General features: G+C 36.9%; 3 protein-coding genes. All 3 read left to right on the forward strand.

Annotated elements, in window-relative coordinates; genetic code table 11:
- Positions 1-111 precede the first annotated feature (111 nt).
- Complete coding sequence (locus IQ237_RS13760; RefSeq protein ID WP_194056038.1) at positions 112-3,333, forward strand: non-ribosomal peptide synthetase; 3,222 nt, start codon at positions 112-114, stop codon at positions 3,331-3,333.
- 95 nt (positions 3,334-3,428) lie between these two features.
- Entirely contained in the window at positions 3,429-10,031 is a 6,603-nt protein-coding gene (locus tag IQ237_RS13765; protein WP_194056040.1) for a non-ribosomal peptide synthetase, read from the forward strand.
- Positions 10,028-14,290, forward strand: coding sequence for a non-ribosomal peptide synthetase (locus tag IQ237_RS13770; RefSeq protein WP_194056042.1), 4,263 nt, complete (start codon positions 10,028-10,030; stop codon positions 14,288-14,290). The genes IQ237_RS13765 and IQ237_RS13770 overlap by 4 nt, the downstream gene beginning before the upstream one ends.
- The last annotated feature ends 54 nt before the right edge of the window (positions 14,291-14,344 follow it).

Genomic DNA, 14,344 nt, shown 5'->3' on the forward strand with positions numbered 1-14,344 from the left:
CAGGACTAACATTACCTATCTTCTTCTCTTCTTCTTCCTTCGTGTTCTTCGTGTCCTTCGTGGTTCATTCAAAAGGGAAGAATCACCAATCACCAAACCAGAGGTAATTTCATGCAAAGTATCGAAGACCTTTATGAACTTTCACCCATGCAACAAGGGATGTTGTTTCATACCCTTTATGCACCAGAATCAGAAGTTTATTTTGAGCAGTTACTTTGTATCCTTTCTGGGGAATTGAATTTTTCTGCATTCCAAAAAGCTTGGGAACAAGTTGTAGCTAGACATTCAATATTACGCAGTGCTTTTTTCTGGGAAGAAATAGAAAAACCCTTGCAAATGGTGAGTAAGCAAGTGGATCTTCCCTGGGAAAAATTAGATTGGCGACATTTAACAACTGATGAACAACAAAAAAATTTAGAGGATTTTTTGGTGAGCGATCGCCTAAAGGGATTTGCTCTCAATCAAGCTCCTTTAATGCGTTTTACCATCATTCAATTAACTGACAATACCTATCAATTTATTTGGAGTCATCACCATATATTATTTGATGGTTGGTCAATGCAAATTATCATCAAAGAAGTTTTAGCTTTATATGAAGCAAATCAACGGGGTGAATATTTAAGATTGTCACCAGTTCGACCTTATAAAGAATATATTGAATGGTTACAAGAACAGGATATTGAAAAAGCTAAACAATTTTGGCAACAAACACTACAAGGTTTGCAAACACCTACTATTTTAACTGGTAAGAAAGGACAAGGAATATATCAAGAAAAACGTTTTCAATTATCGGAAACGGTAACTGAAAAATTGCAAAATGCGGCACGACAACATCATTTAACATTAAATAATTTAGTCCAGGGAGCATGGAGTTTATTAATTTCCCGCTACAGTGGCGAAAAAGATGTAGTTTTTGGGGCAACTGTATCCGGTCGTCAACCTGTAATAGAAAATATAGAATCAATGGTGGGATTATTAATTAACACCATTCCCACCCGTGTAAAAATTGATAATCAAAAACAAATATTATCTTGGCTGCAAGAATTACAAACTCAAGCAATAGAACAAGAACAATATAGTTATTTTCCCCTGGCAGAAATTCAACAAGTAAGTGATATTCTTCCCGGAATGCCATTATTTGAAAGTCTGTTAGTCTTTGAAAATTATCCTGTAGATTCCAGTAAACAAGACACACAAAAAACATTAGAAATTAGTCATCTCAGTTGTTTTGAAAGAACAAACTACCCATTAACAATAGTCATTAATCCTGGTTCACAATTAGGAGGTAGATTTGTTTATGATACTAGATACTTTGATGAACAAACATTAGTCCGCATGATTGGTAGTTTCCAAACATTGCTCACAAGATTTTCGGAAAACCTACAACAGAATATTTCACAAATATCTTTACTCAGTGCCGAGGAAGAACAAGAATTAATACTTTTAGAGAATCATCAAAATCAAGAAAATATTAATTATCAATGTCTTCATGTTTTATTTGAAGAACAAGTACAGAAAACACCTGATAAGATTGCAGTTGTTTATAAACAACAAAATTTAACTTATCGAGAATTAAATAACCGTGCCAACCAATTAGGAAATTATTTAAAATCATTAGGAGTTAAAGCAGAAACTAGGGTAGGAATTTGTGTTGAGCGTTCCTTAGAAATGGTAATAGGAATACTCGCCATTCTTAAAGCTGGTGGTGTTTATGTACCATTAGATCCAGCTTATCCTACAGAAAGACTAGCTTTAATGCTGGAAGATGTAACAACACCCATATTACTAACACAAACTCATTTACAAAATAATTTACAAAATAGACTACCACTCAATCAGCAAACAGTGGTGAATGTTGATACAGATGGGGAAATTATCGCCCAATATCCAGCAGACAATTTACCCTGTGAAGTTACTCCAGAAAATTTAGCTTATATCATTTATACATCAGGTTCAACAGGAACACCAAAAGGAACAGAAGTTCCCCATCGTAGCTTTATAGGTTTTATGTTTGGGGTTGATTATATTCAACTTGATGAAAACCAGATTTGGCTACAACATTCATCAATTTCTTGGGATGGACTCACCCTAGAAATGTGGACACCCTTACTTTATGGTGGACGTTGTGTACTTTATCCAGAAAAAATTCCTACAGCAGAAAAATTAACCCAAATTATTCAAGAACAAAAAGTTAATACTCTGTTTCTGACTACTGCATTATTCAACTTCATGATTGATACAATGCCACAAGGTTTATCAGGAATTAAACAACTGTTAACAGGGGGAGAGTCAGTTTCTGTATCTCATGTGCGTCGTGCTTTAGCACTATTACCAGAAACCAAAATCATCAATGGTTATGGACCTTCAGAATGTACAGTATTTACCTGTTGTTATCCCATTCCTCAACAAACTGCTGAAAATATTAATTCCCTTCCCATTGGTAAACCCATTGGAGACAGAACAGTTTATATATTAGATACTCATTTACATAGAGTTCCTATTGGTGTTCCTGGTGAACTATATATAGGTGGTGCGGGTGTTGCTAGAGGTTACTTAAATCAACCAAAATTAACGAGTGAAAGATTTATTTCTAATCCCTTTATGGAGGGAGATACCCTTTACAAAACAGGGGATTTAGTTCGGAGTTTACCTAATGGAAATATAGAATTTATCGGAAGAATTGATACACAAGTGAAACTGCGCGGTTTTAGGATTGAATTAGCAGAAATTGAAGCAGTTTTAAATCAACATCCTGACATTCAACAAGTTGTAGTAATGGCGCGGGAAGATGAACCAGGTAAGAAATTATTAGTAGCTTATTTGGTAGCACAGGATAATGTACCAACTCCCAGCAGTTTGAGAAACTTCCTCAAATCAAAACTGCCAGATTACATGATTCCTGCTGCTTTTGTATTTTTAGAGAATTTACCCCTAACTCCTAATGGTAAAATCAATCGCCGTGCTTTACCAGTTCCCGATCATACACAAAGAAATTTAGAAATTGATTTTGTTCCACCTAGCACCGATACAGAAAAAGAATTAGCAGATATTTGGACAGAAGTTCTGAAATTAAAACAAGTAGGAATTCATGATAACTTCTTTGAATTAGGAGGACATTCCTTACTAGCTACCCAAGCAATTTCTCGTTTAAGAGAAATCTTCTCTCTAGACTTTCCCTTGCGTTATTTATTTGAAAATCCCACCATTGCCGAACTTGCCCAAAAAGTTACAGAACAACAAATTGAGCAAGTGGAAAATGATGAACTAGCGAGGATTTTAGCAGAAGTAGATAAATTATCAGAAGAGGAGGTAACACAACAATTAATGTTGTGATGATTAGTTGTAGCTAATTGTAAAATTTCTTCCTTCTCTGTGTCCTCTGCGCCTCTGCGGTTTGATAAAAAATAAAAAAATAAATTAACACAAAAATGAGCGACTTACTAAAACAACTTGAAAAATTATCACCAGAAAAACGAGCATTAGTTTTACAAAAACTAAAACAGCAACAACAAACCCCACATCTAAAACCAGTATCACGGGAAAAACCCCTTCCCCTATCCTTTGCTCAACAAAGACTGTGGTTTATTGACCAACTAGAAGGAGAAAATGGTGTTTATAATGTGCCATTTTTCTGGCAGATTAGCGGTATTTTAAATATTAATGCCTTAGAAAAAGCTATTTTAGAAATTATCCAACGCCATGAAATTTTACGCACTAGCTTTTCTGTTGTTAATGAATCACCCATACAGGTAATTCACACCCAACCTGAATTAAAAATAGAAGTCTTAGACTGGCGACAATTGCCAGAAAAAGATCAATTCAGCAAAGCTAAACATTTAGCAATAGCAGAATTACAACAACCATTTAATTTATCAAAAGCTCCTTTATTGCGAGTAAAATTAATACAACTGGCTGATGCCTGCGGCGAGCGAAGCTATCAATCTCATTTGCTGTTATTGGTCATTCATCACATAGTTTGTGATGGTTGGTCAATGGATATTTTCCGCCAAGAATTATTCACTCTTTACACCGCTTTTTGTAGTGGGGAATCTTCTTATTTAGCGCCATTATCTTTACAATATGCTGATTTTGCTCACTGGCAAAGATCATATTTACAAGGAGAAACTTTAAATAAACAACTCAATTACTGGCAACAACAATTAGCAGAAATTAACCCATTATTAGAACTACCTACAGATTATCCCCGTCCATCGGTCCAAAGTTTTAAAGGACGTAGTGAATTTATACAAATTGATTTAGATTTAACACAAAAATTAAAGCGATTAAGTCAGGAGTCAGGAACTACTTTGTTTATGACTTTACTGGCAGTATTCGCGCTGTTATTGTCTCGTTATAGTAATCAAAATGATATTGTAGTTGGTTCTGCGATCGCCAATCGTAACCGCAAAGAAATAGAACCATTAATTGGCTTTTTTGTCAATACTTTAGCGTTGCGTACCAACTTACAAGGAAATCCCACTTTTAGAGAATTACTGCAACGGGTAAAACAAGTAACTTTAGATGCTTATGATCATCAAGATTTACCCTTTGAAAAATTAGTTGATGAATTAGGTTTAGAGCGATCGCTTGCTCATCATCCCCTCTTTCAAGTTGCTTTTGGTTTACAAAATGGAACACAAGCAAAAATAGAAATTCCTGGTTTAACTCTCACTCGGTTTGAGTGGGAAAACACCACAACATTCTTTGATTTATCCTTAATTTTCCGGGAAACTCCCCAAGGTTTAACCGGAGAGTGGGAATACGCAACTGATTTGTTTGCAGATACAACTATTCAAAGGATGGTGCGCCATTTTGAGGTTCTGCTCAAGCAAATTATTGATCATCCCCATCAATCAATTAATACTCTATCTTTGCTGACTCCAGATGAAATTCAGCAACTACAAACATGGAATCAAACAGAAACAGAATATCCTCAAGATAAAACTCTTGTTGACTTATTTGAACAGCAAGTTATTAAGAATCCTAATAATTTAGCTGTAGTTTTTGAATCTGAAAGTTTAACTTATGAACAGTTGAACGCAAAAGCAAACCAATTAGCTAATTACTTAATTGAAAATTACCAAATTCAATCAGATAACCCATCACCAATCACCAATCACCAATCACCAACTTTAATTGGTATTTCTGTGGAACGTTCTTTGGAAATGATTGTTGGTATTTTAGGGATTCTGAAAGCTGGTGGTGCTTATGTACCCATTGATCCCAACTATCCCCAAGAACGGATTGAGTTGATGTTAGAAGATTCGGGGATATCGGTTTTATTAACCCAAAGTTTTTTAGTAGATAAATTACCTTTAGATAGTTTAAAAAATCCTGTTGAAGTTGTTTATTTAGATGATAGCTCACGCAAAGACGCAAAGGCGCAAAGGAAAAATCAAGTTAAGTCTGATAATTTAGCTTATGTGATTTATACTTCTGGTTCTACTGGAAAACCTAAAGGTGTGATGATTGAACATCAAGCAATTGTGAATTTAGCTTTAGCTTGGGGTGAAAAATTCCAAGTTAAAAATGAAAGTCGTTTACTACAATTCGGTTCTTTTAGTTTTGATTTATCCATTGGTGAAATTGCTACTGCTTTATCAGCAGGTGCTTGTTTATATTTAGCTCATAAAGATACTTTATTACCTGGTGAAAGTTTAGTTGAATTTTTAATTGAACACAAAATTACTCACGGCTTTTTATCACCTTCGGCTTTATCTGTCTTACCAAAAGTGAGTTTTCCAGATTTACAATGTCTGACTGTTGGTGGAGAAGCTTGTCCGGCTGAATTAGTCAGTCAGTGGGGAAGAGAACAAAGTTTATATAATTGCTACGGTCCAACAGAATCTACAGTAACGGCGGCTATTTATCTGTGTCAACCAAATGGCGAAAAACCACCAATTGGTAAACCGTTATCTAATCTTCGCATTTATATTTTAGATACAAATAATCAACCATTGCCCCCTGGTATTCCTGGGGAATTATGTATTGCAGGAGTAGGTTTAGCTAGAGGTTATCTCAACCGTCCTGAAACTACCGCCGAAAAATTTATTGAAATTAATTTATTTGGGAAAACTGAACGCATTTATAAAACTGGTGATTTGGCGAAATGGGTTAATGATGGCAATTTAGAATATTTGGGGCGCATTGATGAGCAGGTAAAATTACGCGGTTTTAGAATTGAACTGGGTGAAATTGAATCACTATTATTACAGCATCCATTAGTTAAAGAAGCTGTGGTGATTTTATATGAAACTGATAATAATCCCCGGTTAATTGCCTATATTACAGAGTTAGAAAAAACAGCGAGCTTGGCGTTTAAGGGGGCGGTTGAAGTGAGAGAATACCTCAAAAATCGCTTACCAAATTATATGATTCCTAGCCAAATTATGGTTTTGGAAAACTTGCCCCTCACCGCTAATGGCAAAATAGACCGCCGGGCATTACCAGAACCAAACACAGCCACTGCTGCTGATTTGGAAATACCAGTAAATCAAACAGAAGAAATACTCGCTAGTTTATGGCAAGGTTTGTTAAAAGTTCAGTCTATTAGTCGTAGTCATAACTTCTTTGAACTGGGGGGAAATTCTCTATTAGCAACACAATTAATTACCCGAATTCGTGACAGTTTTCAGGTAGAAATACCTGTCCGCAAGATATTTGAACAAAGTATTTTATCTGAGTTGGCGCGGGAAATTGATAAAGCATCTAAGAGTGTGATTTTACCTGCGATCGCACCCCAACCAGACCATGAACCAAAAACCCTATCTTTTGCCCAATCAAGACTTTGGTTTTTAGCCCAGTTGGAAGGTCAAGGAACTTCTTCTACCTATAATATGCCGATCGCATTCCAAATTGACGGTAATCTCAATGTCAAGGCTTTGCGACAAAGTTTAACTTATTTATTAGAAAGACATACAAGTTTACGCTCTTATTTTCCTGCCTTAAAGGGAAAACCTCAAGTATTAATCAGAGATATAAACGATATAGAAGTTCTAGAAATTGCTGACTTGCAAACACTCGACCCCAAGACGCAAGCAGAGGATGTACGCAGGTTAGCCGATAGTTATGCTCAAGCACCCTTTGACTTAAATACTGGTTCCCTGTTCAAAGCTAAACTACTGCAACTGAGCGAGCAGAAAAATATCTTGATGATTAATATGCACCACATTATCAGTGATGGCTGGTCAATAATTGTATTTAAGCGGGAATGGGAGCAGGCTTATGCTGCTTATACTGCTGGTTCTGTACCAAACTTGTCACCGTTGCCGATTCAGTATAGTGATTTTGCAGCTTGGCAGCGCACTTGGTTACAAGGGGAAACTTTAGTTAATCAGGAAAATTACTGGCAACAACAACTAGCTGATGTACCTCGCTTACTAGAATTACCTACAGATTATCCCCGTCCCGCACAACAAAGTTATCAGGGTAAGGGATATAAACATCGTTTGAGCAGCGAACTAACACACAAACTGAAAGCCCTTTGTCAACAACATGGGGTAAGTTTGTTTATGACCATGTTGGCTAGTTTTAATATTTTACTATCCCGTTATAGTCGTGCAGAAGACTTATGTGTGGGTACTGTAATTGCTAACCGCACCCATCGGGATATAGAAGGATTAATTGGCTTTTTTGTCAATACCTTGGTATTGCGGAGCAAAATCCAGTCAGAGCAAGGATTTATTCACCTACTCCAACAAACTCGCCAAACTTGTTTAGAAGCTTATGCCCATCAAGATATTCCCTTTGAATATCTAGTAGAAAAACTGCAACCAGAACGCACCCTCAGCTATAATCCCTTATTCCAAGTGATGATAGTATTGCAAAACTTGGAAGGTGCAGGAAAGAATGTTAATTTAACAGATTTAGAGATTCAAGAATTTAAACAAAGCTATCCCTTTGCTAAATTTGATTTGACACTTGATTTGTGGGAAAGAAATGGTCAATTAGACTGTATGTGGGGATATGCTACCGATTTATTTACAGAAGAAACTATTAAACGCATGGCGGGACATTTTGAAGTTTTGCTGACAGCAATTACTGAAAATCCCCAACAGCCAATTTATCAGCTACCCATCATCACCCCAGCAGAAATTCAACAGCTACAAATTTGGAATCAAACAGACGCAGATTATCCTCAAAATCATACTCTGATGACTCTGTTTGCACAACAGGTAGAAAAAACCCCTGATCAAATTGCAGTGGTGTTTGCAAATCAAAGTTTGAGTTATGAACAACTGAATCAAAAAGCTAATCAACTAGCCCAAAAAATATCTAACTATTTAATTGAAAATTATCAAATTCAACCTAATACTTTAATTGGTATTTGTGTTGAACGGTCTTTAGAAATGCTGATTGGGATCTTTGCTATCCTCAAAGCAGGTGCGGCTTATGTACCCATTGATCCGAGTTACCCCCAAGAACGTATTAATTTAATCATTGAAGATAGTAATGCTGTTATATTACTCACAACTAAATCTTTGCAAAAACAACTTTCTTTAGAACACCTGAAAAATACTACTCAATTAGTATTTTTAGATGGACTGGAGCAGGGAAGTCAGGAGTCGGGAGTCGGGAGTGAGGAAGTTTTTAATCACCAATTACCAATTACCAATCACCATGATTTAGCTTATGTAATTTATACCTCAGGTTCTACAGGAAGACCGAAAGGAGTAGCGATTTGTCACGCCTCACTGACTAATTTCTTATATTCCATGAAAGAAAAGCTGGGAATAAATGCGTCCGATACTCTCCTAGCTGTGACAACTATATCTTTTGATATTGCTGCGCTGGAAATTTATTTACCTCTAATAGTAGGAGCAAAAATAATTCTAGCCAGTAGAGAAATCGCCTCTGATGGGTTCCAGTTAGCAGAACAATTAGTGAACAATGCCGTTACTTTTATGCAGGCTACTCCTGCTACCTGGCGGATGTTGTTAGCCGCAGGATGGCAAGGTTCAACTCAACTCAAAATCTGCTGTGGCGGTGAGGCATTAACTTGGGAACTGGCCGAGCAACTACTAGAAAGAAGTGGTGAACTTTGGAATCTTTATGGTCCAACGGAGACTACTATTTGGTCAGAGATTTATCAAGTAAACAATTTTGACCAAAAAGACTATGATCAAGGATCTGTATTATCTATTGGCAAGGCGATCGCCAACACACGCACCTATATTTTAGATAAACACAATCAACCCCTGCCCCCAGGCATACCAGGGGAACTCTGCATTGCAGGTGCAGGTTTAGCACAAGGTTATTTGCATCGTCCTGAAACTACCGCCGAAAAATTCATCACATTAGAATTATTTGGTAAAACTGAGCGTATTTATAAAACCGGCGATTTAGCCCGTTGGTTAGCTGATGGCAATTTACAATACTTAGGTCGGATTGACCATCAAATTAAACTGCGTGGTTTCCGAATACAATTAAGTGAAATTGAAGCGACATTAGTTAAACATCCCAAAATTCAGGCAGCAGTCGTTACTGTCAGGGAAGAAACTGACCTGGATAAACGCCTGGTAGCTTATATTGTACCAACAGCAACAGAAGAAGAGAGCAATCAAGATCATCCAGCTTTATTCGCACAATTGCGGCGCTTTCTAGCCAAAACTCTCCCTGATTATATGATTCCCAGCCATTTTGTGGTGTTGGAAAAATTACCACTCACACCCAATGGCAAAATAAACCGTAAAGCCTTACCTGCACCAGAGACAACAATTGTATCCACAGATATTGAAGTTCCTGTAACAGAGACAGAAAAATCCCTGGCACAAATATGGGCAAAACTGCTGAAATATGAAGTCATATCCCGACAAGATCACTTTTTTAACTTGGGAGGACATTCATTATTAGCAACCCAACTGTGTTATCGCATCCGCGACACTTTCAAAGTAGAATTACCACTGCATCAAGTATTTGAGACTCCCAACTTGATAGACTTGGCAAATTATCTAGATAGCTGCCTTTGGGTTAATTCCGCAACAGCAGATGTACAGCCTTTAAACTCAGACGAAGAGGAAATTGAACTATGACCATGACACAAAATCAACAAGTAGTTTCATTAATGCTTCGTTTGCAAAGTATGGGCTGCCGAATTTGGGCAGAAGATGATAAATTACGGATTCGTACTAGCAAAAATGCCCTAACTGCGGAACTCAAGCAGGAAATTCAAAACAATAAAGCAGATATTCTCGCTTTTTTGAAAGCTGCTAAAAAACAAGTAGTTGTCACAGACTCCATTCCTAAATTAAGTCCTGACTCTCCTAAGCTGCTTTCCTTTGCTCAACAACGCCTCTGGCTATTGGCACAACTCCAAGGGTCATCAACTGCTTACAATATGCCGATCGCTCTCCAATTAAACGGCAAATTGAATATTGATGCTCTGCGCTCCAGTTTAGCTTATTTATTGAATCGCCATGAGACTCTAAGGATGTATTTTCCCACAGTGGCAGGAGAACCCCAAGTAGCAATCCGCAATTTAGAAGAAATCGAAGTTTTAACAGTACAAGATTGCCGAAATTTGGATGAAAATCCCCAGTCACCAAGCATCCAGGCTTTAATTGACGCTCATGCACAAGAATCCTTTGACTTAAATACTGGCCCTTTGTTTAAAGCTAAACTGCTGCAATTACATGATCAGAAATCTGTGTTGATGATTAATATGCACCACATTATCAGTGATGGCTGGTCAATGGGTGTATTTGTGCGGGAGTTACAGCAAGCTTATACTGCTTATTCTCAAGGTAAAATCCCAAACCTTGCACCTTTACCAATTCAATACAGTGATTATGCAGCTTGGCAACGTCAACGGTTACAAGGGGAGATATTAGAAAAGCAAATTAATTACTGGAAAAATCAACTAGGTGATGTTTCTCCATTACTAGAATTACCAACAGATTATCCCCGTCCAGCACAACAAAGTTACAGAGGCGATCGCTATATTTATTCTTTTACACCAGAATTAACTGCTGCTGTTAATGCTTTTAGTCAACAGCAAGGTGTAAGTTTATATATGACTTTGTTGGCTACTTTGAGTATTTTACTATCTCGTTACAGTCGCCAAAATGATTTGTGTATTGGTTCTCCCATTGCTAACCGTACCCATAGCCAAACTGAAGGATTAATTGGCTTTTTTGTGAATACTTTGGTCATGCGTCAGCAAATTAAACCACACCAAAGTTTTATTGAGTTTTTACAACAAACTCGCCAAACTTGTTTAGATGCTTATGCTCATCAAGACGTTGCCTTTGATGTTCTGGTAGAAAAATTACATCCAGAACGCAGTATGAGTTATAATCCTTTATTTCAGGTAATGTTGGCACTAGAAAATAATCAAAATCCAGACTTTGATTTAGCTGGGTTAGACATGGAATTGTTGGGAGTCAAGAGTGCGATCGCTAAGTTTGATTTAACGCTGTTGATAACCGAGTCTGACAACCAATTAAACTGCTCTTGGGAATATGCTACAGACTTATTTGCACGGGGTACTATCCAACGCATGGCGGAACAGTTTGCAGTTCTGCTCCAGGGAATTATTGCTCATCCTCAACAACCGATTTATACTCTACCTTTGATGACAGCAGAAGAACTGTTACAACTCCAACGCTGGAATCAAACTCAAACCGAATATCCTCAAGATAAAACTTTTGTTGATTTATTTGCAGAACAAGTTATAAAAAATCCTCATAATATTGCTGTAGTTTTTGAATCTGAAAATCTAACTTATCAACAGTTAAATAAAAAAGCCGAGGAATTAGCTAATTATTTACTTGAAAATTTCCAAATTCAAACAGATACCTTAATTGGTATTTCTGTCGAACGTTCTTTAGAAATGATCATTGGTGTCTTGGGTATCATGAAAGCTGGTGGTGCTTATGTACCGATTGATCCTAATTATCCCCAAGAAAGAATCAAATTCATGTTAGAAGATTCGGGGGTAGCGGTTTTATTAACTCAAAGTTTTGTAGTAGATAAATTACCTTTAGATAGTTTAGAAAATCCTGTTGAAGTTGTTTATTTGGATGATAGCTCACGCAAAGACGCAAAGACGCAAAGGAAGGAGCAAAGGGAAGTAAGTAAAAAAATAAGTCAGAATCAAGTTAAGTCTGATAATTTAGCTTATGTTATTTATACTTCTGGTTCAACGGGAAAACCCAAGGGGGTAATGATTGAACATGGTGGACTGGTAAATTTAATTTTGGCAGTTGATGAAATTTTGCAAATTCAACCCCAAAGTCGTGTACTACATTTTGCTAATTTCAGTTTTGATGCTTCCATTTGGGAAATTGCTCCTACCCTTTCCGTCGGTGCTTGTTTATATCTCACAAGAAAAGAAAATCTGTTACCTAGTCAAGAACTGATTGACTTTTTAACTGAACACAAAATTACTCATGTTACCTTACCACCTTCTGTTTTATCTTTGTTACCCCACGCAACCTTACCTGATTTGCAAATTTTAATTACTGCTGGTGAAGTTTGCCCAAAAGAATTAGTTACCCGATGGGCAAAAGAAAGAAGTTTTTTTAATGGTTACGGACCAACAGAATCTACAATTTGTACTAGCATCGCTCTTTGTCAACCCAATGGTAAAAAACCACTCATTGGTAAACCATTATCTAATCTTCGCATCTATATTTTAGATGCACATAATCAACCATTACCTCCTGGTATTCCTGGTGAATTGTGTATTGCTGGCGTTGGTTTAGCGCGGGGTTATCTTCATCGTCCTGAATTAACCGCCGAAAAGTTTATTAAAGTGGAATTATTTGGTAAAGTTGAGCGAATTTATAAAACTGGTGATTTGGCAAGATGGAAAGATGATGGCAATTTGGAATATTTGGGGCGCATTGATGAGCAGGTAAAATTACGGGGTTTTAGGATTGAAATGGGTGAAATTGAATCACTTTTATTACAGCATCCATTAGTTAAAGAAGCTGTGGTGATTTTATATCAAACTGAGAGTAATCAAAGTTTAATTGCTTATGTAACAGGAATTGATCCTGATTTACTTCGACTTACTTCGACTTCGCTCAGTACAAGCCGCTCAGTACAAGTTGGCAGTGATTTGAAAAAATATCTCAAATCCAGTTTACCTGATTACATGATTCCGGCTCAAATTGTTGTTTTGCAGCAGTTACCTTTAACTCCCAATGGCAAAATTGACAAGAAAGCTTTACCTACTCCTAATGTGGGAATTGCAGGTTTACATACAGCACCACGTAACAAAGTTGAAGTACAATTAGCACAATTATGGTCTACTGTTCTTGAACGTCAAGAAATTGGCATTCATGATAACTTTTTTGATTTAGGTGGACATTCTTTATTAGTGATCAAATTGCTCAATCTGATGCAAGAAATGTTTGGGCAAAAATTGACATTGAGCAGTTTATTTCAAAATCCTACTATTGCTCAACTAGCAGAACAGCTTGGTAATAAAGAGGTGCAAAAATCCCATCCCGATGTGCTGTTATTTCAACCCCAAGGAAATGCCAATCCTCTGTTTGTTGTACCAGGAGCAAATGGACATGGGTTCTATTTTCAAGATTTGGCTATTAACTTAGAAAATCATCCAGTTTATAGCCTGGAAACTCCAGGCAGAAATGGCATTGGTAAAGTTCCCGATTCAGTAGAACTGCATGGCAGTCAACTAATTGATTTATTACGTCAAAAACAACCTCAAAGACCATATATACTGGCAGGATATTCATCAGGTTGTGCCGTTGCTTTTGAAATGGCTTGTCAACTGGAAAAACAAGGTGAAAAAGTAGAATTACTGGCTATTTTAGACGCTGGTTTAGTTACTCACCCTGAATATTTAATTAAGAGAAAAGACCTTGATTGGATTTGGCAATTACTCCAACGAATTGAAACTGTAAAGGGAATTTCTTTAGGTTTAGAATACGCTGATTTAGCTGCTCAAAGTGATGACCAAGCTCGTTGGGATTTAGCAGCAGAGTTTTTATATAAAAAAAATGTCCTCCCGGAATACTCCAGCCTTGATTTACTCAAAACCAATATGCAGGTAATGAAACAACTGACAATTAATTATGCAAATTATCGGACTTCTGATCAAATTTCTGCGCCCATTGTTTTGTTCCGCGCCCAAGAAGTTTATGAGATTGTTTTACAAGAAATCCGAGCAATGTCTAATTACGATTTACCCGATTGGGGATGGCAAGCTTACACTAAAAATCCGGTCAAAGTAATATCTGTACCTGGAAATCACGGAGGGATTCTTTATGAACCGAATGTGAAAACTTTAGCGTCACACTTGCGATTGATGATAGGTTGATTCAATGATTTGCAATCATCTATCTAACTTTTTTACAATCTGATTTTCTTAATT

The organism is Sphaerospermopsis sp. LEGE 08334 (assembly GCF_015207205.1).
Lineage (GTDB): Bacteria > Cyanobacteriota > Cyanobacteriia > Cyanobacteriales > Nostocaceae > Sphaerospermopsis.